The sequence below is a fragment of the Blastococcus sp. VKM Ac-2987 genome (genome assembly GCF_026967805.1).
Taxonomy (GTDB): Bacteria; Actinomycetota; Actinomycetes; order Mycobacteriales; family Geodermatophilaceae; genus Blastococcus.
Genome location: NZ_JAPVBG010000002.1, coordinates 664,442 through 685,375, shown reverse-complemented (window position 1 = coordinate 685,375; position 20,934 = coordinate 664,442). Strand labels below are relative to the sequence as shown.

Genomic DNA, 20,934 nt, shown 5'->3' with positions numbered 1-20,934 from the left:
CTTCTCCATAGCTCCGTCGAGCGGTCCTACTGGGACAGGTAGGTGCCCCAGAAGACCGCCGGCCGGAAGGTGGCCAGGTCCTGCACCTTCGAGCTGGAGACCTGCAGGGTCTTGCTCGGGGAGATCGAGATGACCGGGATCTCGTCCCAGATCGTCTGCTGGATCTGCTCGACGACCTCGTATGCCTCGTCGGCGTTCGTCGCTCGGTTGTACTCGGCGAGCAGCCCGTCCATCGTCTCCGACCGGTACTCGCCCGGCCAGGTCGGGGTGAGGTAGTTGATCTGGCTGGGCGCTCCCGGGATCCCACTGAACCCGGTCATGCTCAGGTGCCAGGAGGTCGGCTCCGAGGTGAGCCTGTCGATCATGGTGGGGAAGTCGAAGACCTCCACCTGAGCGGTCAGACCGATCTCCTCGAGCTGCGCCTGGATGACGACGGCCATCTGGTAGTACTTCTCGTAGGTCTGCGTCGTCGCGATCCGGATCGGCGTGTCCGCGGTCACCCCTGCCTCGGTGAACAGCTCTTTCGCCTGCTCCGGGTCGTACGTCTCGTAGACGTCACTGCCAGCCTCGGAGTACATCGGCTCGTTGATCGGGAACACCATCGCCCCGCTCAACGGCGTCCACAGGACCTCGGGTCCGAAGGCCGCGGTCGACATGGCCTCCTTGTCGATCAGCATGTTCATCGCCTGCCGGGCGCGGACGTCGCTGAACGGGGACTCCGCGTTGTGGTTGAGCAGCACCGTGTTGATGAGGCCGGTGTCGGTCACCTGCACGTTGAGCGCCGGGTCGTCCTTGATGGCCTCGTACTGGTCGGGGCTGACCGACTGGGCCCAGTGGAACTGCCCGGTCCTCAGTCCGTTGAGCTGCTGGGTCGGGTCCGCGACGAAGCGGAACTCGATGTTGTCGACGTGGGCTTCCTTCGCGCCGGCGAAGCCGCCCCAGTCCTCCTCGAGCGCTGCGTACTCGGGGTACTTCTCCAGCAGGATCCGCTGACCGTGGGTGTACTCGGCCAGCTGGTAAGGGCCGGTCCCGATGATCTGCTCGTCGGACATCGGCTGGTCGCCGGCGGCCTCGGCGATCTCGGCCGGGACGATGATCGCTGCCTGGACGTAGGCCGCCAGGTCGCTGATCAGCGAGTACCGGGGCTGCGTGAGGACGATCTCCACCGTCGAGTCGTCCGTCGCGGTGATGGACTCGAGGTCGGCCGCGACGAGCTTGCCGGGGCCGGACACGAGCTGCCACCGCTCGAGGCTCGCCACGACGTCGGCCGCGGTCATCGGCTCGCCGTTGTGGAACGTGACCCCCTCGCGCAGCGGGATCGTGTAGGTCAGCCCGTCCTCGGACATGGTGTAGTCCTCGGCGAGCATCGGGCGGGGGTTCAGGGTCTCGTCGAACTGGAAGAGCTGCTCGAAGACGTTCTGCCCGACGTAGATGGTCAGCGCGCCGCTGTTCTGGGCCACGTCGAGCGTCTGCGGGTCGCCGGCGAGCGCAGCGATGAGGGTGCCGCCGTCGACCGGCGTCGAGGAGCCCTCGGCGTTGCCGGTGCTCCCCTCCCCCGATCCGCATGCCGCGAGCCCCAAGGCCAGCAGGGTGCCTGCGGCAGCGAGTCGTACCCGTGGCAACCGGTACGAACGCTGTGCTTGAAACGAGCGTCGAGTTCTCATGTCATCCCTTGCCTCGGGTAGCTGCGGACATCGGTGGTGCTGGATCAGACGAGCGGGAAGTGGCAGGCCGCGGACTGGCCCGGTCGTTTCTCGGTGAGTTCGGGGACCTCGACGTCACAGCGCTCCTGGCGCCGGGGGCACCGGTCCCGGAACCGGCAGCCCACCGTCCGGTCGACGAGGGCGGTCTCGGAGTCCAGGCCGAGCATCGGGGTCTCGGCTCCGTCGGCCGACCGACGGCGGGGGTTGTGCGGGTCGGGATTGGCCCGCAGCAGCACCTGGGTGTACGGGTGGGCGGGCGCGCGGACCAGCGTCTCGGCGTCGGCGATCTCGACCAGGGCGCCGAGGTACATGACCCCGATCCGGTCGGCCACCGACAACACCAGGCTGAGGTTGTGGGTGATGAACACGTACGTGAGGCCCAACTCACGCTGCAGGCGCCGCAGGACGTTGACGATCTGACCCTGCACGGACACGTCGAGGGCTGACGTCGGCTCGTCGGCGACCACGAGTTGCGGGTTGCAGGCGATCGCACGGGCGATGGCGACGCGCTGGCGCTGTCCGCCGGACAGCTCGGACGGCATCTTGGAGAAGTAGTCCAACGGCAGGCCGACGGTCTGCAGCAACTCCCGGGCGCGAGCCTCGAGGGCCTCTCCCCGGACGTCGGTCAGGGACCGGAGCGGCTCACTCACCGAGCGGCCGACGGTCTGGCGCGGATCCAGCGAACCGGTGGTGTCCTGGAAGACGATCTGGACGTCACGCCGGAAGTCGCGGATCCGCTTGCGGCCCTTGAGCTGCTCCACCGAGACGTCACCGACACTGATGGACCCGGCGGTCGGCGCCTCCAGCTTGGCGATGAGCCGGCCGAGCGTACTCTTGCCCGATCCACTCTCCCCCACCAGACCGAAGAACTCGCCCTTGGCGATGGACACCGTCGCGGAGTCGACGGCGAGCACCCCACCGCTGGTGCGGGTCGAGCCCAGCGACTCGCTGCGTGCGCTGGCCGCGTAGCGCTTCGACACACCGCCGAGTACGAGGTACGGCTCCGCCTGCCGGGGCGGTCCGGCCAGGTCGTCGGACATCTGCCTCGATACCTCGACCTCGCCGGGCAGCGGCTCGGTCTCCGGGTGCCAGCACGCGGCGAGCCGGTCGCTCGTGCGGAGGGCCGTCGCCATTCCACCGGCACCGGCACCTGTACCCAGCTGCACCGGGACGGGGGCGAGCGGGGGCTCGATCGCCGTGCACCGCTCGGAGGAGTTGTGGCAGCGGGGCGCGAACCGGCACCCCGGCAACTGCATGGCCGGGTGGGGAACCGAGCCGGGAATGGTCTGCAGCTCCTTCTGCCCGACGAGCCCGACGCGCGGGACGCACTCCAGGAGCGCCCGCGTGTAGGGGTGGCGGGGGATGGTCAGGATCTCCCCGACGGCGCCGATCTCGACGAGTCGACCGGAGTACATCACCGCCACCCGGTCGGCGATCTCGGCCGCCACCCCCATGTCGTGCGTGATGAGGATGCAGGCCATGCCGCGCTCGCGCTGCAGACGGACGAGCAGGGTGAGGATCTCCGCCTGGATGGTGACGTCGAGCGCGGTGGTCGGCTCGTCCGCGATCAGCAACTCGGGGTCGCACATCAGCGCCATGGCGATCATGACCCGCTGCTGCATGCCACCGGAGAGCTGGTGGGGGTACTTGCCCATGCAGCCGGCCGGGTCCGGGATGCCGACCTGCCGGAGCAGGTCCACCGCCTTGGCGCGGGCGGCCTCGGCGACGTCGCGACGGCTCGAGCCGGCCGACGCCGCGAGCTCCCCGGGATGCTGGCGCACCGCCTCGATCAGCTGCGCGCCGATGACCTTCGTCGGATTGAGGGCCTCCATCGCCTCCTGGAAGATCATCGCGATCTTCCGGCCGCGCAGCCCCGCCATCTGCTCCTGGTCGGCGGCGACCAGGTCGTCCCCGTCGAGCAGCGCCTGCCCGGTCTGCGAGGTCGGCGCCGTGTATTCCAGCAGCCGCATCACCGAGAGCGCCGCCACGGTCTTCCCGCTGCCGGACTCCCCGACGATGCAGAGGAACTCTCCCCGCTCGACGGAGAAGGTCAGCTCGCGCACGAGGGAGACCGGTGCCTCTTCCCCGTCGAGGTCGACGGTGAAGTCACGGACGTCGAGCAGTGACACGGTGGCCCTCTCTCCCAGGGGACGTCACCCGACCCGCAGTGACGAGGATCATCGTCAGCCGGTAGGGATGCGGGTCATCCTGCAGCGAGCGGCCGAAATAAGAAAGAGGTCTGGGGAAGAATCTGCCGGCCACCGGGACGGCTCGGTGGACGTCCGCGAACCCGGGGCAACCTGGCGCGTTACGAGTCTGTTGCGTACGGAGAGAAGACCTGTTCGCCGGCTTTCCGCCCTGCTAATGTCGCCGCCACGAGGCATCGTCGGCGACTTGTTTTATGGCGAACGTCCGACTTACTCCTCGGTAACATGGGGCGGCTGACCGCGACAGTTCCCCCGCGCCCACCGCCGTGGCTCCGCACCGGGCCCGCGGCTGCTGCGGGGTGTCGGCCGCCACGACCCGTGGCCCCTCCGAGAGAGACGTGGACCTGCGCATGAGCGACGACGACCTGCTCTTCCTCCCCGCGACGCGAGCAGCGGCCCTGATCCGCAACAAGGAACTGTCCCCGGTGGAGTACGTCGACGCCGTGCTCGAGGCGATCGACACGTCCGGCCCGGCCGTCAACGCCTTCGCCACGGTCACGGCGGAGGCGGCCCGCGCCGCGGCACGACTGGCAGAGCAGGCCGTCATCGCCGGCGCGGAGCTCGGCCCCCTCCACGGCGTGCCGGTCAGCATCAAGGACCTCTTCGCCACCACCGGGGTCCGGACGGCCTACGGGTCGGTCGTCTACGCCGACCACGTCCCGGACCACGACGACGTGCTGGTCCAGCGGCTGGACTCGGCCGGCGCCATCATGGTCGGGAAGTCCACGACCCCCGAGTTCGGCCACAAGGGGGTGACCGACAGCCCCGTGTTCGGGGTGACCCGCAACCCCTGGGACCTCGACCGCGCGGCCGGTGGGTCCAGCGGCGGAGCGGCTGCCGCCGTGGCGGCCGGGTTCGGCCCCATCGGCCTGGGCACCGATGGCGCTGGATCGATCCGGATCCCGGCCGGCGCGTGCGGGGTCGTGGGCCTCAAGCCGACGACGGGCGCACTCCCCTACGAGCAGGCCAGCGACGTGTTCAGCAACTACGCGGCGGCCGGCCCGCTCACGCGCACGGTCGCCGACGCGGCGCTGGTCATGGATTGCCTGGCCGGGCCGACGACGATCGACCCGTGGACGCTCGGCGGCGGTCGGCCACGACGGATGCCGCAGCTGACCGGCGACGACCTCTCCGGGGTGCGCATCGGCTACATCCCCCGGATGGCCAACACCACGGTCTCCGACGACGTCCAGGAGCAGACGACCGCCACCCTCACCGCGCTCGCCGACCTCGGTGCGCAGGTCGACGAGATCGGCGGCGGCATCGACTGGATCCCCGAAGCGGCCCGGGTGCTCTACTTCGCCCACCAGTTCGTCGCCTACGGCCCGTTCCGGGACGAGTACGGGGACCGACTGGACCCCACCCTGATCGACTTCATCGAGAAGGGCAGCACCTACAGCGTGCGCGACTACCGGACGGCCGGCCTGGCCCGGAGCGGGCTCTACCGCAGCGTCCAAGGGCTGTTCGACCAGGTGGACTTCCTGGTCACGCCGACCCTGCCGACCACGGCACCGCCCGCGGTGGACAGCCCGGACGGTCGGGAGCCGAGGCTGATGAACGGCTGGAACGCCTACCTCTACCCGTTCAACCTGACCGGGCACCCCGCTGCCTCCGTGCCGTCGGGCTTCGGCGCGGACGGCCTGCCCACCGGCCTGCAGATCGTCGGGCCGTGGTGGTCCGACGCCGACGTCCTCCGGCTGGGCGCCGTGGTGGAGAGCGCCCGGCCCTGGGCGCACCTGCGTCCACCGACCCGCTGAGCACCCGGCGCCACGGTCGGACCGAACCCCTCGCCGGGGTCGGTCCGCCCGGGGCGCCGCTCGCGTGCGGCCGGCGCGACCTGGGCCGCCGTCCGCGCTAGCCGGCCGCCTGCTCGGCCGCCGCCGGGCGCAGCACCGTCAGGTGTCCCACGGCCGCGATCGTCGTCCAGTCGTAGCGCATGGGGACCAGCTCACCCGCGGCCCACACGCCGTGCTGGTCCAGGTAGTGCTCGTCGTCCGGGTCCCCCGACGCACCGGTCAGGACCACCCAGGAGCTGTCGTCCCAGGCCCCGACGTCGAAGACGTACCGCGCGACCGCTCCGTAGGCTGCTCGGGTCCCCGTCGCCGAGAGGCAGCCGTTGGCCAGCACCGTGTCGTTGTCCCCGCCCACCGGCGCCCCGGGCGGGTCGAGCCGGTCGGCGACGCCGGGGAACACGGCGCTCAGCGGGTGGACCATCGCCGCCGGGTGCTGCTTGCCCCACGACCGGCCGTCCACGACGGCTGACGCGCGGTCCAGCGCCTCGACGACGGCCCGCGCCCACGTCCACCCGCCCAGCAGCGAGGTGTCCTCCGCCCGCAGCAGCCCCGGCAGGGTCCACCAGAGCTGGTTGCGGACGTCCACGCCCGGCGGCAGGGCGACGACCAGCGGATCGGTCGCCGCACGGAGCAGCCCGGACCGCTCGGCCAGCACCCCGGCCAGGGCCCAGCGGAAGGACGTGTAGGCAGCCGCGGCCGACGAGCCCGCGTCCATCCGCGCGTTCCAGCCGACGATCAGGTCCCGCAGCTCGGCACACGGGCCGTCGGGCACGTCGGTCGCCGCCAGCGCCCGCTGGAAGTCCGGGACGGCGAGGCTGAGCACGTCCCCGTGGATGTCCCGCATGTCCTCGGCCGTGGCCACCGGAAGGCGCGACAACCGCTCCTCCACCCGTCGGGCCCGGTGGGAGGGGTGGCAGTCGGTCATCAGGTAGTCCGCGTCCGGGGAGTCGGCCACCACCCGGTTGTTCGCCGTCACGATGTAGCCACGGGCCGGGTCCGTGGTTCGGGGCATCGACTCCCACGGGATCATCCCGTTCCACTCGTACTCGCCGGTCCATCCCGGAACGGGCAGCCAGCCGTTGAGCCGGGGCCGCCGGGGAACGACCGCGCGCACCAGGTGGCCGATGCCCCCCGAGGTGTCGGCCGCGACGAGGTTGTGATCGATCAGGCCCCAGCCGCGGCACGCCTCGAACAGTTCCGTGCAGGTGGCGGCATCCAGCATGGGCAGCAGGCAGTCGAAGGAGCGGTCGGTCTCGGCGAACTGCATCGAGCGCAGCGTGAGGGCCGCACCGGCCGCGGGATCCCCGGCCACGACGGGGCCGTGATGGGTCTCCACGACCGGCACGTCGACCGGGTCGCCGCCCGCGACCAGGATGCGCTCGGAGCGAGTGCTGGTCGGGAGCCAGCCGTCCTGGAACCGGTACTGCGAGGCGTCCGCCGAGAACTGCTCGACGTAGAGGTCGTGGATGTCGGCGAAGGCGTGGGTCACCGACCAGGCCACCCTGCCGTTGTGGGCGAAATGGGGGAAGGCCGGCACCCCGGGGACGGTCAGCCCGATGGCGTCGAACCGGTCGCACGCCAGGTGTGCCTGGGTGTACATCCCCGGCATCTCGAACGCGCGGTGCGGATCGCCGGCCAGCAACGGCCGGCCGGTGGCCGTGCGCCCGCCGGACACGGCCCAGTTGTTGCTCCCCCCCCCGGTGGCGTCCCCCGCCGCCACGCCGGCCAGGGCCTCGATGGCCGGTGCCAGGGTCTCGAGCGTCGCTACCCAGCGCTCCGCGTCGGCGCCGGGCGGCATGCAGAGCCGGTCGGTGCCCCCGTCGTCGTACCGCAGCAGACCGAGCTGGTCGGGGCCGATGGCGCGCAGCGCCGCGGCCCGCCACAGCTTGAACCAGACCGAGCCCATCAGGTAGCCCCGCTGGCGCATCGCGGCGATGCTGTGCCACGGCTCCCAGGGTTCGGGTTCGACCTCCAGCAGGCCGTACTCGTGGGGCAGCCGGTCGAGACCGGCCAGGCGCGCGTTGACGCCGGCTGCGTAGGCGGTGAGCATGGCGCGGGTCTCGTGGGTCAGGACGTCGAGGTCGCGCCGGCACGCCGCCGGCACGCCGAGCCGGCGGGCCAGGGTGTCGGCGGGAAGCCCGGCCGGCCCCACCCATTCGGCCCAGCGCCCCTCCATCCGTCGGCGAGCGGCATCCATCTGGAACAGCCGGTCCTGCGCGTGGACGTATCCCTGGGCGAAGAAGAGGTCGTCCGACGTCCGCGCGCGCAGGTGCGGGATCCCCCACTCGTCCCGGTGGACCTCGACGTCCTCGGTCAGTCCGGCCAGGCGTTCGGTGGCTGGGGTACCGCTCTGCATGGTGGCTCCGCTCATCGGTGGGCTGGGCAGGGATCTGTCGGGGACCGGGACCGGTCGCCGCCATGGCGCTACCGCGCGCCCGGCGGTTCACCGGGCGGCGCGGCCGCGGTGCTCGTCCAGGAAGGCGAGGGTCGACGCGAGGTCCCGCAGGCCCGCGTCGGAGCCGAGCCCACCGGCGGTCAGGGTGCCCGAGGCGTTGCCGAGCTCCGCGGCCTCCCGCAGCGGCCACCCGAGGGACAGCCCGCGGATGACACCGGCGCAGAAGGCGTCCCCGCAGCCGGTGGAGTCGACGACGTCCACGGGGATGGCCGGCAGGGAGAACTCGCCGTCGGCCGTGACCCCGAAACAGCCGTCGGCGTCCATCTTCACGACGACCGCTCGCGGCCCGAGGTCGAGGATGGCCCGGGCACCGTCCTGGGGTGAGGAGAGGCCGGTCAGCAGGGCGACCTCGTCCCGGTTGGGCATGAAGACGTCGACGTGCCGCAGCGAGGCGGCGAAGACGGCCAGCGCGTCAGAACGCTTGACCCCCAGGCAGTCGGCGGTCGTGATCGCGCCGTGCGACCGGGCGAAGGCCAGCAGCTCGCAGGAGGGGTCGCCGTCGAGCCCCGGCAGCGCGGACACCCCGCCGTAGTGCAGGACGTCGACGCGGGCGAGCGCGTCCCACGGCAGGTCGCCGCTGCCCAGCTCGGCATTCGCGCCGCGAACGTGCCAGGCGGGACGGACCCCGGCGCTGCTGATGGGGAGCATCGTGGCCGAGGTCGGCACCCCCGGCTTGACGACCAGTCCGCTGACGTCCACGCCCTCCTGCTGCAGCAGGGTCCGCACGAACGCGCCCACGTTGTCCTCGCCCACGGCACCCACGGCGAACACGTCGGCGCCCAGGCGGGCGAGGTCGACCGCCGTCCCCCCGGCCGTGCCGGCCACGGTCATCCGGATCTCGTCGATGATCAGCGACCGCTGGGTCGTGGGCAGCTCGTCGATCGCGCGTCCCAGGACGTCGAGGATGTAGATCCCGACGCAGGCGACCCGTGGGGCTGCGCCGGGCGCTCCGCCCCCGTCCGTCCTCGACGGCCGTCCTGCCTCAGCGGACATCGCCCATCCTCACTTGATCGCCACGGCGTTGGCCGGGGAACCGATGCCGCCGGTCACGTTGACCGGCGCGCTGCACAGCAGGAACTCGTAGCGCCCGTCCACGGCGCAGTCCTCGGCGAGGTCGGCGAGCCACCACAGCTCGCCGATCGCCAGCCCGAACTGCCCGATGAGGATGCGGTGGAGGTAGCCGAAGGGCGCCGCCTCCGGACGGGGGTCCGGCGGCCACTCCTCGAGGCCTGGGGCGTCGCTGGCGACGGCGGCCGCGCCGCTGTCCCAGATGTACCGCGCCATCGCCTCGGTGTGCTCGATGCCCGCAGCCGTCAGCCCCCCGGGGCGGGACATCGCGAGCCGCGCGGTCTGGTCCTGGCGCTGGTACCACTCCACGAAGCCGGTGCGGATCAGCACGACGTCGCCCGGCCGGAAGTCGATGCCCGCCTCGGTCCGGGCCAGCTCCAGGTCAGCCACCGTCAGCGCGGTGCTCGTCCCGGGGTCGAGGGGCCGGCCGGCCGCGGCCAGCGTCCGCGAGACGTCCAGGAGGACTCCCCGCCCCGCGATACCCCGCTGCGCCCAGGCCTCGATGCCGTTGCGCTCGCCACGGGCGATCTCCGCCGCCGAGACGCCCTGGTAGAAGACGTCGGGCTGGTAGGCCTCGTGCGACAGCGCGTCCCACTGGCTCGACGCCTGCGGGTAGTAGTTGTCGTACACGTCGTCGAAGGCCGCCCCACCGGCGAGGGGGAGCCGGGTGTGGCGGATCCGGCCGCGGCCGAACAGCGGCGGCGTGAACAGGTCGTGCGGCGCGTTCAGCGGGAACACCGCTCCCCGGACCACCGAGCGCGCGGCCGCCGCGACCGCTCCGGCCGACTGCAGGTTCATCCGGCCGACGGAGTCCCCGGGGCCGAACACGCCCCACCCGACCGGCGCTCCGGCGTCGTCCCGGGGCAGGTCGTCGTACGCCGGCAGCCCGTCGTGGCCCTCGCCGATCATCGGCTCGCCGCCTTCGCTCCGCCGTACCGGCGGCGAGCGGATTCCGACGCGACCTCCCCGAGCTCGTCGGGAGTGAGGATGCGGGGCGCACCGAGACCGCGTGCCGCGAGGTACACGTCCGCCAGCCACTCCACGAGCTGGGCACGCTCGTAGGCCTCGGCGAGGTCGGCCCCGTAGGTGATGGCCCCGTGGTTCTGCAGGAGCACCGCCGTGCGCTCGGCCAGGCCTTCCAGCGCGACGCGCGCCAGCGCGTCGGAGCCGAAGCGCTCGTACGGCGCGACGCGGATCGTCGGACCGCCGCCGGCGCGGAGGACGCAGTAGTGCACGGCCGGCAGCTCGTCGACCACCGTGGAGACCGCCACCGCGCGCGGCGAGTGCGTGTGCACGATGGCGGCCGCATCCGTCTCCCGGTAGACGGACAGGTGCATGGGCGTCTCCGCCGAGAGCTTGCCCTCTCCCCCGACGTGCCGGCCGTCGACGGTGACGAAGCAGATCGACTCGGGAACGATGTCCTCGTAGCGGATCTGTGACGGGGTGATCGCGACGACGTCGCCGAGGCGCACGCTCAGGTTCCCGGCCGGCCCCACCGCCAGCCCGTCCGGGTTCAGTCGCCGCCCGTACTCGATCAAGGTGTATGCGGCTGCACGTCGTTCGGGGTCAGGAATCATCCTCTGCTCGCCATCCTCGTGCCGGGGCTGTCGGGTTCTCCGCGGATCGGGACGCCCACCTCGATCTCGGGTGCTCGCTCGGTCGCACCGGCCACGGGTGGCCGTGACCACCCGGCCGGGCCCGCGCCGGCTACCCCACGAGGCGGCTGAGCTCGGCGAACGCGTCGTCGGTCCGCTGCAGCGCCTGGTCGATGTCCTCCCGCGTGTGGGCGGCGCAGACGAACCAGTTGTGCACTGGGTGGAGGTACACCCCGCGCTTGACGGCTTCGTTCGTCCAGATCCGGGCCAGCGTCGATTCCGCGGTGTCGTCCGCGAAACGCATGAGGGGCATCTGGACCGGCCCGGTCTGCCGGGTGACGAAGCCGTGGGCAGCCGCCTGGACGGTCAGCCCGTCACGCAGGTACCGGCCCGCATCCGCCATCCGCGCCAGCGCGTCGGTGTCCCGGAGCGCCGTGAGCGTGGCGATCGAGGCCGCCATGGACACCGCCGAGTACCAGAACGAGCCGGTCACGTAGACCCCTGTCGCGCCCTGGCGGAGGCTCTCCCGGCCGGTGATCGCGGCGAGCGAGTACCCGTTGGCGATGGCCTTGGACCAGGCGGCCAGGTCGGGCTGGACGCCGTAGGGCTCCCAGCTGCCACCCAGGTCCAGGCGGAAGCCGCACCGCACGTCGTCGAGGATCATGACCGCTCCGGTGCGGTCGCAGATCGCCCGGATCGCCCGGGCGAACTCGGCGGTCCCCATCTCCTGGTCACGGGCGAGCTCCTGGCGCGCCGGCGCGACGATGATGCCGGCCAGGTCGTCACCGGCCTCGGCCACGGCGGCCTCCAGCGACGCGACGTCGTTGTACTCGAAGTAGCCCAGGTGCGCGCGGTCCTCGGCCAGCACTCCCCCGGCCTTCGGGGTGCACCACGGGATCGCGCCGTGGTACGCGCCGTCGGCGATGAGGATCTTCCGCCGGCCCGTGGCCGCCCGCGCGATCGTGACGCAGGCCGTCGTGGCGTCCGTGCCGTTCTTCGCCAGCATGGCCCAGTCCGCGTGCGGGACCAGGTCGACCAGCAGCTCGGCGAGGTCCACCATCACCGGCGACGGGCCGTCGAGGAGATCCCCGGTGTCCAGCTGCGCGCGAACCGCGGCCTCCACCCCGGGGTGCTTGCGGCCGAGGACGACGGGGCCCCAGCCGCACATGAAGTCGATGTACTCGTTCCCGTCGGCGTCCCAGAGCCGGCTCCCCTCGCCGGCGGTCATGAACTGCGGGTAGGCGTCGGGCATGCCCGCGACGTTCATGTGCCCGTACATGCCGCCGGGGATCACCGAACTGGCCCGCGTGCGAAGGGCGGCGTCGGCCGTCCGGGCGGCGAGAACCTGCGTCATCTCATCAACTCTTTCGCTTGAGTGGCAATGCCCGTCGCATCGAGCTGGTAGTGCGCGTAGAGCGCGGCGGGGGGACCGAGCAGCACGTGCTCGTCGGGGACGCCGAGGCGCTTGAAGCGCGCTCCGGACACCCCGGCCTCGAACAGGGTCTCCGCGACCGCCGTCCCGAGGCCGTTGGTGATGTTGTGCTCCTCCACGGTGAGCACGGCACCGGTGGCCGCGGCCGAGGACACGACCTCGTCTTTGTCCAGCGGGCTGACGGTGAACATGTCGACGACGCGCGTGGAGTAGCCGTCCTCGGCGAGCAGGGCGGCGGCATCGAGTGCCGGGCGGACGGTCGACCCGGTCGCCAGGATCGTGAGGTCACTCCCCTCCCGCAGCCGGATGGAGCGGCCGAAGGTGATCTCCGGGACGGTGGGGTAGACCTCGGGGTCACGTCCTCGGCCGAGCCGCAGGTACATCGCACCGGGGTGGTCCATCGATGCCCGCAGCACGGCGCGCAGGTGGTTCTCGTCCGTGGCGCACACGACGGTGAGATCGGCGATGGTCCGCATGATGCCGAGGTCTTCCAGGCTGTGGTGGCTGGTGCCGTAGAAGCCCATCGACATGCCCGAGTGGTGGCCGACGACACGGACCGGCATCCGCGGGTACGCGCAGTCGGTCCGGATCTGCTCGCAGCCCAGCAGCGCGGCGAACGAGGCGAAGGTCGCGGCGAAGGGGACGTACCCGCAGGAGGCCATCCCGGCAGCCGCGGTGATCATGTTCTTCTCGGCGATCCCCACGTTGAGGAACCGGTCGGGGTGGCGCTGCTGGAAGTCCACGGCCCGGTTCGACCGGGCCAGGTCGGCGGTGAGCACCGCGACGCGCGGGTCCCGGTCGGCGATGTCGGCGAGCTCCTCGCCGAACACGAAGGCGGTGGTCCCGCGGCGGTCGTTGCCGTCGGCCGACCTGGAGTCCTTGAGCGCGGTGTCCGACGTGCCGTTGAAGATCTCCGACTGGTCCTGCCACTCGCTCATCGGAGGTCCCCGCCGCCCGAGAGACCGGCCGACAGCTCCGCGACGACGTCGTCGTAGTCGGCGCCGACCAGGTTCCCGACGTGCCAGTCGGGGCTCAACTCCATCCGTCGGACCCCCCGGCCCTTGACCGTGTCGGCGATGATGCACTGCGGTCGGCCGTCGTCGGCGTCCGGCAGACCGGCGAAGGCGGCCAGGATGCTCGGTAGGTCGTGGCCGTCGATGCGTTGGGTCGCCCAGCCGAAGGACTCGAACCGCTGCGCGATCGGTTCCACCGTCATGACGTCCTTGGTGAAGCCGTCGATGCCCAGCTGGTTGACGTCCACGACCGCCCGCAGGCGCCCGAGGCGGTAGTGCCCGGCCGACATGGCTGCCTCCCAGATCTGCCCCTCGGCCAGCTCGCCGTCGCCGAGCACCACCCAGGTGCGGTAGTCCGCCCCCGACATCCGGCCGGCCATGGCCATGCCGAACCCGATCGACAGCCCGTGCCCGAGGGATCCGGAGCTGAAGTCGATGCCGGGAATCTTCTTCATGTCCGGGTGGTCACCGAACGCACTGCCCAGCCGCGTGTAGTCGTCCAGCAGAGCAGGGTCGAAGAAGCCCAGGTCGGCCAGGACGGGGTAGAGGCCGATCGCCGCGTGTCCCTTGCTCAGCACGAACCGGTCCCGCTGCGGATCGCGAGGGTTCTCCGGGTCCACCCGCAGCTCGGAGTAGTACAGCGCCGCGAGCAGCTCCGCTGCAGAGAAGACGGCCGAGTAGTGACCGGCGCCGGCGATCCGGCTCAGCCGGACCGTTTCCAGCCTGATGAACATCGCCTTCCGCGCGAGCAGTTCAGGGCTCGCGGCGGTCGCCGGTCGGACCGTGCTGAGGCTCATGGGTCGTCCTTCGCTCGCCAGAACCGGAGTGCGGGATCGGGGTCACTATATTGGTCGGGCGTCCGGTATATCAAGTGTCCAGGACTTCCGAGAAACCGGCAGCGGGTGCGCCTCCCCGATGGCTACGGCGACGAGGGCACCTCCGACGGCGCTGCCCCGGTGGCCGGCTCCGCGCCCTCCTCCACCGCCCGACCGGCGTCCTGGCCGGCCGGCGCAGGTCGTGGCGCGGCGTCGCGACGGTCAGCGCGCGGGTGGACATGGACGGGTCCGAGCCCGGCAGGCTGGCGACACAGCAGCCAAGCGAGCGGTGCACCGGGGAGGTCGGAGCGGCATGCGTCGTCGGACGGGAGTCCTCGAAGCAGCCACCCTGGTCGATGGAGATGTCGACGAGCACGCCACCCGGCTCCATGCCGCCGCCTGCGCGTCGTCGACCAGGCGCGGCGCTCGAGCCCCGGGCCCGGAAGCGGTCGGCAGCCAGCGACCGGCGTCGGTTTTATATCATCCGTCCACCATAATCAATAGTGTGTCGGTCCCCTCCCCGCTCCGGGCTCCCTCAGAGCCGCGGGCGCCTGGCTCCCGCGGGATCGACGAGCTCGAACGAGGCCGCGACACGGAGCAGGTCCACCTCGCCGTACGGCTGCCCGACCAGCTGGAGCCCGACGGGGAGCCCGCCGCTGGTGAAGCCGCAGGGCACGGAGATCGCCGGGAGCCCCGTGAGCGTGATGTACCAGCACGACCGCATCCACGTCAGGTAGTGGCCCTGCGCCACCCCCGCCACCTCGTGCGGCCAGTCCCAGCCGATGGGGAACGGCGGCAGCTGGACGGTGGGCATCGCCAGGACGTCCGCGTGGTCGAAAGCCGCGAGGACCCGAGCCCGCACCGCCGCCTGGAGGCGGATCGCGCGGTAGAGGTCGTCGGCGGTGACCTGGAAGCCCTCCTCGACGTCGGCCCGCAGGTTCGCACCCAGGAGGTCCGCGTGCTCGCGGTACATCGGTCCCAGACGGCCGGCGACGCTCCAGGCCCGGATGGTGTGGAAGGCGACATCGGCGCCGCGGAAGTCGGCTGCCCAGTCGTCGACCGTCGCGCCGAGACGCTCCAGCGCGGAACGCCCGCGCTCCTCCAGGACCGCGGTCACCTCGGGGTCGACCGGCAGGCCGCCGAGATCGGAAGTCCAGGCGACCCGGAGGTGGGGCCACTGGTCCCGGGGCGACTCCTCCGCGAGGGCGAGGAACTCCGCCCCGGTCCCGGGGACCGAGTTCGGGTCCGCTGGGTCGAAGCCGCTGAGCACTCCGTGCAGCAGGGCGGTGTCCGCGACCGTGCGCCCCATGGGCCCCAGCACGGCGAGGTCGGGCCAGCCGCCCCGCTCCACGGGAGCCTGGGTCACGCGTCCGACCGGGGGGCGCAGCCCGACCACGTTGCAGAAGGACGCGGGATTGCGCAGCGAGCCGCCCATGTCGCCCCCGTCCGCGAGGCTGACCATCCCGGACGCCAGTGCGGCAGCGGCGCCACCCGACGAGCCACCCGCACTGCGGTCCGGGGCGTAGGGGTTCCCCGTGCTGCCGAACACCGGGTTGACGGTGTGCGAGCCGAGCCCGAACTCGGGCACGTTGGTCTTGCCGACCCGGACGGCCCCCGCCTGGGCCATGCGTGCGGCCGCGTGCGCGTCCGCAGCCGGCACGTGGTCGGCGAACAGCCGGCAGCCCCAGGTGGTGCGCATGCCACCCGTGGCCAGCAGGTCCTTGTGCGCCATGACGAGGCCGTGCAGTGGCGGCAGGTCCTCGCGGTGGACGAATGCCTCGTCAGCGGCGGTGGCCTGACGGAGCGCTCCCTCCGGATCCAGGGTCACGACGGCGTTGAGCACGGGGTTCACCTGCTCAATGCGCTCGAGGGAGTTCTGCAGCAGCTCGCGCGCGGAGAGCTGACCGGAGCGGAGCAGCGCGCGCTGCTCGACCGCGGGCAGGTGGCACAGCTCGACGTCCAAGAACCCCTCCAGGGTGGGTGTGGCCGAAACCTAGCTGCCGCGTCAACGCCCGGCCGGCCGCTCGGACCAGGTCGCGATCGGCACTGCCCACCGGTGCGCTGCTCGCCGGTCGCTGGCTCCCCGGCCGGACGACGGGGACGGGCGCCGACGGCTCCTGCCCACCCACCCACCCACGAGGCCCATCCCCCGCCGGAGACCGCCCCGGCCGACGACGGAGACACCACCATGACCACGCCGTTCCCCCCATCGGGCGTCGCCGCGTCCGACGTGCTCGGGCACATCGACCGGATGCAGGACGAGGACATCGACTGGCGGGACGGGCGCGCCTTCGCCTACGTCTACCACGGCGGCGAGGCGCTCGAATCGCTCCTCCAGCGGGCGTACCTGGCGGGTTTCTCGACCAACGGCCTCAGCCCTTCGGCCTTCCCGAGCCTGGCTCGGATGGAGCGGGAGGTGATCGAGATGGTCGGCGACCTCCTCGGCTGCCCGTCCCCCGCCGGGAGCATCACGTCCGGGGGATCGGAGAGCATCCTCCTGGCGGTCAAGACGGCGCGGGACCGGCTGCTCGAACGGCATCCGGAGGTGGGCAGGCCCCGGATCGTCCTGCCGACGTCAGCCCATCCCGCCTTCAGCAAGGCGGCCCACCTGCTCGGGATGACGACGACGCGCGTCCCCGTGGACCCGGCCGGACTGGGCGCGGACCCGGAGCAGATGCTGGCCGCCGTCTCCGACGACACGGCGCTCGTGGTCGCGTCCGCCCCCTCCTATCCGCACGGGGTCGTGGACCCGGTGGCCGAGCTGGCCGGGCACGCCCTCGCCCGCGAGGTCCCGCTCCACGTGGACGCGTGCGTCGGGGGCATGCTGCTGCCGTTCGCGCGTGACCTGGGCAGGACCATCCCCGACTTCGACTTCGCGGTTCCCGGGGTGTCGTCCATGTCCGTCGACCTGCACAAGTTCGGCTATGCGGCCAAGGGCGCATCCCTCGTGCTCTACCGGGACCCGGCCTACTTCGCCCACCAGCCCTTCGTCTTCGACGACTGGTCCGGCGGCCGATACGCGGCTCCCAACGTGGCGGGCACCCGGCCGGGCGGAGCCATCGCCGCGGCCTGGGCCGCGCTCACCCACCTGGGGAGAGAGGGTTACCTCGGCCTGGTCAGCCGTGCGCTGACCGCCTCGGACGCGATCCTCGCCGGGATCGAACGCACCCCCGGCCTGCACGTCCTCGGCTCTCCCCACGCCAGTCTGCTGGCGTTCGGCTCGGACGTGCACTCCCTTCCGGCGATCGCCAAGGACATGCGACGCCGCGGGTGGGCCATGGGCCTCCAGGGGCCACCCGAGTCGATCCACCTGACCGTCACCGCAGGCCACGACCGGGTGGCCGAGGCGCTCCTCGCCGATCTGCGGTCGGCGTGCTCGGCCGACGACGCGACCCCCTCCGAGCAGTCACCCGGGTACAGCTGAACACGCCGCCCCGGCCTCCGGCGCCGTCGCGGAGGCCGGCTTCAGCCGCTCAGCCGGCCACGGCCGCGCCGACCAGCGACCGCGGGTCCGCGGCACCCCGGGGCGAGCCGTCGCGCGGGAAGTCGATGAGGTGGGCGTGCCCGAACCCCACGAGGTCCCGGCCCGCGGTCTCGACCTCGTGCCCGCGCTCCTGGAGACCCGTGCGCCAGGGCCCCGGCGCGTGCTCCTCGATGCGGACGCGGTGCGTGTCGGGACCGTCCCACACGTTGAACCCGGTCCCCTCCTCGACCCCCAGGACCCACCGCGGAGCGCTGAGCACGGCACCCGGGTCCTGACCGGCGACGAGCAGGCGGGCGAGCATCTGCAGCACCACCTGCGGCTGCGAGTCCCCGCCCATCGTGCCGAGCACCGCGCGCAGGGACCCGTCGGGGCGGGTGACGAGCGCCGGGGCCAACGTGTGCGGCGGGCGCCGGCCCGGCCGGTACTCGGCCGGGTGCCCTTCCTCCAGGCTGAAGCCGATCCCCCGGTTGTGCAGCAGCACTCCCGTCCCGGGCACCGCCACGTGGCAGCCGAATCCGCCGGCGTTGGACTGGATCAGGCTGACGCCCATGCCGTCGCCATCGGAGGCGCAGAGGTAGATCGTGCCGCCGGCGCGGTAGCGATCACCCACCCGCGCCGGACGGTGGGGGTCGAACATCGCAGCCCGCTCGTCCAGCCGGTCCGGGGCGATGAGCCGGGCGCCGTCCGCGCCGTCGAAGAGGCACCGCGGCCGGTCGAACCCGGCCAGCCGCGCCGCCTCCACGGTCACGTGCGCCCAGGTCGCGTCGTCGGGGTCGGCGCCGAGCCCCAGCCGCTCAGCGATCCCCGCGCCGGCGAGCCCCAGGTAGCCCTGGGAGTTCGGCGGGACGGTCCAGACCCGGTGGCCCCAGACGTCGAGGGCCAGTCCGCCCACCCAGTCGGCGAGCGACCCGGAGAGGTCCTCGGGGGTGTACTCCCCCGCCCCCACCTCCAGCAGCCGCTCCCCGAACTCCCCGCCGTAGAAGCCCTCGCGTCCCTCGGCCGCCACGGCGCGGAGCATCCGGGCGGGGCCGGGCCGCAGCAGCACGTCACCCGCCGCGACCCCCGACCCGACGAGCTCGTCGCAGCCGGTGACCCCGGCGAGCCGGGGAAGGGCCGCGGCGAGGAGCGGCGACGTGGGGAACCCAGCTTCCGCCAGCTCGATCGCCGGCGCCAGCACGTCGGCGAGGGGCAGCCGTCCGAGCCGCCCGTGCAGCGTGACCCAGCCGTCCACGCAGCCCGGCACCGGAGCGCTCCGGACATCGCCGCGCAAGGGCATGGCGCGGTGGCCCTCGGCGCGCATCCGGTCCGGATCGGCTCCGCTCCCGGCACGCCCGGAGGCGTTGAGCACCAGGGGCTCCGCCGCGCCGGTGCCCGGGCCGCCGACGAGGGCGAACAGGTCACCGCCCAGGCCGCACATGTGCGGGGTCGTCACCGCCAGGGCCGCGCTGGTCGCGATCGCGGCGTCGACCGCGTTCCCACCGGCCCGCAGCACGGACGCACCGGCTTCCGACGCGAGCCGGTCCACGCTGCACACCAGGCCGTCCGGGCCGGTGACTGTCTCGGTCTTCCAGGTCATGACGGGCAACTTTCGGTCGGGGTGCGGCTGCGTCGGTCTCGCAGGTCCAGGGTCGGAGCGGGCCGGACGACGTCGTCCGTCCGCGCGGCACGGCTCGTCAGAGGTCCGGCACGGCCTGCGCCCACGGCTGGACGGCCTCGAAGGCCGCCGACGCGGTGAGGCAGAGGGCGTCGGCGTGCCACGGGGTGATGATCTGCAGCCCGATGGGCAGCCCCTCGGACGTGAAGCCACAGGGAACGGAGGCCGCTGGCCAGCCGAGCGCGTTCGCGGGGAACATCAGCGGCCAGCGACCACCCGGGACGGCCTGCACGGGGTGCCCGCCGATGTCCCCCGGCTGACCGTCGTAGGGCCACGCCCCACCGGTCATCGTGGGGCTCAGCAGGATGTCGTAGCCGTCCATGAAGGCCCGCGCCTGGTCGTAGAAGACCGACCGCTGGCCCTGCGCCTGGACGAGCTGCGTCATGGTGATGTCCCTGCCGGCCTCCATCAAGGCGGCCAGGCTGTCGTCTACCCACTCCGGGTGCTCCCGGGCCCGCTCCCCGAAGCTGCCGACGATGCCCGCCCGGAACAGGGTGCGGTGCCACTCGGACGGATCCGCCCAGCCCGGGTCGACCTCGTCGACGGAACAGCCCAGCTCGCTGAACCGGTGCGCGGCCGCCTCCGTCGCGGCGCGGACCTCCGGGTCGAGACCCACCCAGTCGAATCCGAAGTTCGGGGTCCAGGCGACGCGCAAGCCGGTGAGGTCCCGGGCGCAGGCCGACAGGTAGTCCTCCGGCGTGCTGTCGATCGACAGCGGGTCCCGGCGATCGGGGCCGGCCATGACCGAGAGCATCAAGGCCGCGTCCCGCACGGTGCGCGACATCGGACCGATGTGCGACCGCGCGCTCCAGTAGTCGCGGTTCGGCCAGAAGGGCACCCGTCCCGCCGACGGCTTGATGCCGTACACCCCGCACAGCGCGGCCGGGATGCGGATGGACCCGGCGCCGTCCGAGCCCAGCGCGATCGGCCCCATCCCGGCCGCGACCGCAGCCGCGGCTCCACCGCTCGAGCCGCCGGCCGTGCGACCGAGGTCCCAAGGGTTCCGCGCCGCCTCCGCCACCAGGTTGTCGGACATGTCCTTGTGCCCGAGCTGCGGGGTGTTGGTCTTCCCGATGATGATCGCGCCGGCCGTCCGCAGGCGCTGCACCGCCACGGCGTCGAAGTCCGGCACGTGGTCCTCGAAGAACTTCGAGCCCCACGTCGTACGGAGGCCCGCGGTCGCGAACAGGTCCTTGACCGAGACCGGGATCCCGTGCAGCGGCCCGAGGTCTCGCCCCTCCGCCACCGCCTTCTCCGCCTCGCGGGCGCTCTCCCGCGCCCGCTCTTCGTCGAGCGTGATGAACGCGTGCAGCGACGGCTCCACGGCCGCGACGCGTTCGAGCACGGCGTCCACGAGTTCCACCGGCGACAGTTCCGCGGACCGGATGCGTTCGGCCAGCTCCGTCGCGGGCGTGTACACCAGGTCGGTCGTCATGCTGGGCCTGCTCTCGTCGGGGCCGCCGCCGCGGCGCCGGACCGCGCCGCGTCGCACCGCCGCGCCCGGTGGGTGGGTGGTGGGCTGCCGGGGCGCCTTCGTCGCATCCCGGCGGCGAGCGGCCGGCGACGCGCATCCGGGCGACGGCGACCGCGCGAGGCCGGCTCTTCCGTCACGTCGTCGACTCCTCCGAGCGCGGGATCGAGAGCTGGTCGCAGTCGCGGAACCCGTCCCGGAACGTGGCGCACGCTACGACCGCGCGCGGGGCGGGCGCAAGGAT

15 protein-coding genes are annotated in these 20,934 nt (G+C 72.6%); 2 read left to right on the top strand and 13 right to left on the bottom strand.

From position 1 onward, the window contains the following. Nucleotides 1–26: 26 nt before the first annotated feature. Together O2W17_RS12155 and O2W17_RS12150 are read right to left on the bottom strand one after the other, a co-directional pair. The gene (locus O2W17_RS12155; protein WP_269192698.1) at nucleotides 27–1,580 is read right to left on the bottom strand and encodes an ABC transporter substrate-binding protein; all 1,554 of its coding nucleotides are present in this window, start codon (nucleotides 1,578–1,580) and stop codon (nucleotides 27–29) included. Nucleotides 1,581–1,708: 128 nt separating this feature from the next. Next, entirely contained in the window at nucleotides 1,709–3,832 is a 2,124-nt protein-coding gene (locus O2W17_RS12150) for a dipeptide ABC transporter ATP-binding protein (protein WP_269192697.1), read from the bottom strand. Nucleotides 3,833–4,260: 428 nt separating this feature from the next. Between O2W17_RS12150 and O2W17_RS12145 the strand changes: the two genes are divergently transcribed. Continuing rightward, entirely contained in the window at nucleotides 4,261–5,667 is a 1,407-nt protein-coding gene (locus O2W17_RS12145; RefSeq protein ID WP_269192696.1) for an amidase, read from the top strand. 97 nt (nucleotides 5,668–5,764) lie between these two features. Here O2W17_RS12145 and O2W17_RS12140 read toward each other — a convergent pair whose 3' ends face one another. The 9 genes from O2W17_RS12140 to O2W17_RS12100 form a co-directional block, all read right to left on the bottom strand. Next, complete coding sequence (locus tag O2W17_RS12140) at nucleotides 5,765–8,059, bottom strand: penicillin acylase family protein (protein ID WP_269192695.1); 2,295 nt, start codon at nucleotides 8,057–8,059, stop codon at nucleotides 5,765–5,767. Between the two features lie 87 nt (nucleotides 8,060–8,146). Further along, nucleotides 8,147–9,151: a carbohydrate kinase family protein gene (locus tag O2W17_RS12135; protein WP_269192694.1), complete on the bottom strand. Its 1,005-nt coding sequence runs from the start codon at nucleotides 9,149–9,151 to the stop codon at nucleotides 8,147–8,149. A gap of 9 nt (nucleotides 9,152–9,160) precedes the next feature. Beyond that, the gene (locus O2W17_RS12130; protein ID WP_269192693.1) at nucleotides 9,161–10,135 is read right to left on the bottom strand and encodes a cyclase family protein; all 975 of its coding nucleotides are present in this window, start codon (nucleotides 10,133–10,135) and stop codon (nucleotides 9,161–9,163) included. Further along, entirely contained in the window at nucleotides 10,132–10,803 is a 672-nt protein-coding gene (locus O2W17_RS12125) for a class II aldolase/adducin family protein (protein WP_269192692.1), read from the bottom strand. The genes O2W17_RS12130 and O2W17_RS12125 overlap by 4 nt, the downstream gene beginning before the upstream one ends. A gap of 130 nt (nucleotides 10,804–10,933) precedes the next feature. Continuing rightward, on the bottom strand, nucleotides 10,934–12,175 hold the full coding sequence (locus O2W17_RS12120) for an aminotransferase class III-fold pyridoxal phosphate-dependent enzyme (RefSeq protein WP_269192691.1): 1,242 nt from the start codon (nucleotides 12,173–12,175) through the stop codon (nucleotides 10,934–10,936). Beyond that, a complete protein-coding gene (locus O2W17_RS12115; protein ID WP_269192690.1) occupies nucleotides 12,172–13,191 on the bottom strand; it encodes a transketolase family protein in 1,020 nt (339 codons plus the stop codon). Before O2W17_RS12115 ends, O2W17_RS12120 begins: the two co-directional genes overlap by 4 nt. After that, on the bottom strand, nucleotides 13,188–14,063 hold the full coding sequence (locus tag O2W17_RS12110) for a transketolase (protein WP_269192689.1): 876 nt from the start codon (nucleotides 14,061–14,063) through the stop codon (nucleotides 13,188–13,190). Before O2W17_RS12110 ends, O2W17_RS12115 begins: the two co-directional genes overlap by 4 nt. Nucleotides 14,064–14,133: 70 nt before the next feature. Continuing rightward, nucleotides 14,134–14,472, bottom strand: a complete 339-nt coding sequence (locus O2W17_RS12105; protein WP_269192688.1) for a hypothetical protein — start codon at nucleotides 14,470–14,472, stop codon at nucleotides 14,134–14,136. Nucleotides 14,473–14,616: 144 nt separating this feature from the next. Then, complete coding sequence (locus O2W17_RS12100; protein ID WP_269192687.1) at nucleotides 14,617–16,044, bottom strand: amidase; 1,428 nt, start codon at nucleotides 16,042–16,044, stop codon at nucleotides 14,617–14,619. Nucleotides 16,045–16,269: 225 nt separating this feature from the next. Between O2W17_RS12100 and O2W17_RS12095 the strand changes: the two genes are divergently transcribed. Then, a complete protein-coding gene (locus O2W17_RS12095; protein ID WP_269192686.1) occupies nucleotides 16,270–17,505 on the top strand; it encodes a pyridoxal phosphate-dependent decarboxylase family protein in 1,236 nt (411 codons plus the stop codon). 49 nt (nucleotides 17,506–17,554) lie between these two features. Here O2W17_RS12095 and O2W17_RS12090 read toward each other — a convergent pair whose 3' ends face one another. Together O2W17_RS12090 and O2W17_RS12085 are read right to left on the bottom strand one after the other, a co-directional pair. Then, entirely contained in the window at nucleotides 17,555–19,141 is a 1,587-nt protein-coding gene (locus tag O2W17_RS12090; RefSeq protein WP_269192685.1) for a gamma-glutamyltransferase family protein, read from the bottom strand. A gap of 97 nt (nucleotides 19,142–19,238) precedes the next feature. Beyond that, nucleotides 19,239–20,654, bottom strand: coding sequence for an amidase (locus O2W17_RS12085; protein ID WP_269192684.1), 1,416 nt, complete (start codon nucleotides 20,652–20,654; stop codon nucleotides 19,239–19,241). Nucleotides 20,655–20,934 lie beyond the last annotated feature (280 nt).

What these genes read in the sequence shown, in the direction of transcription:
- O2W17_RS12140 (WP_269192695.1), bottom strand. Translation starts at nt 8,059, where the DNA reads ATGCAGAGCGGTACCCCAGCCACCGAACGCCTGGCCGGACTGACCGAG.
- O2W17_RS12115 (WP_269192690.1), bottom strand. Translation starts at nt 13,191, where the DNA reads ATGAGCGAGTGGCAGGACCAGTCGGAGATCTTCAACGGCACGTCGGAC.
- O2W17_RS12090 (WP_269192685.1), bottom strand. Translation starts at nt 19,141, where the DNA reads ATGACCTGGAAGACCGAGACAGTCACCGGCCCGGACGGCCTGGTGTGC.
- O2W17_RS12125 (WP_269192692.1), bottom strand. Translation starts at nt 10,803, where the DNA reads ATGATTCCTGACCCCGAACGACGTGCAGCCGCATACACCTTGATCGAG.
- O2W17_RS12120 (WP_269192691.1), bottom strand. Translation starts at nt 12,175, where the DNA reads ATGACGCAGGTTCTCGCCGCCCGGACGGCCGACGCCGCCCTTCGCACG.
- O2W17_RS12095 (WP_269192686.1), top strand. Translation starts at nt 16,270, where the DNA reads ATGACCACGCCGTTCCCCCCATCGGGCGTCGCCGCGTCCGACGTGCTC.
- O2W17_RS12105 (WP_269192688.1), bottom strand. Translation starts at nt 14,472, where the DNA reads ATGGAGCCGGGTGGCGTGCTCGTCGACATCTCCATCGACCAGGGTGGC.
- O2W17_RS12145 (WP_269192696.1), top strand. Translation starts at nt 4,261, where the DNA reads ATGAGCGACGACGACCTGCTCTTCCTCCCCGCGACGCGAGCAGCGGCC.
- O2W17_RS12085 (WP_269192684.1), bottom strand. Translation starts at nt 20,654, where the DNA reads ATGACGACCGACCTGGTGTACACGCCCGCGACGGAGCTGGCCGAACGC.
- O2W17_RS12130 (WP_269192693.1), bottom strand. Translation starts at nt 10,135, where the DNA reads ATGATCGGCGAGGGCCACGACGGGCTGCCGGCGTACGACGACCTGCCC.
- O2W17_RS12135 (WP_269192694.1), bottom strand. Translation starts at nt 9,151, where the DNA reads ATGTCCGCTGAGGCAGGACGGCCGTCGAGGACGGACGGGGGCGGAGCG.
- O2W17_RS12110 (WP_269192689.1), bottom strand. Translation starts at nt 14,063, where the DNA reads ATGAGCCTCAGCACGGTCCGACCGGCGACCGCCGCGAGCCCTGAACTG.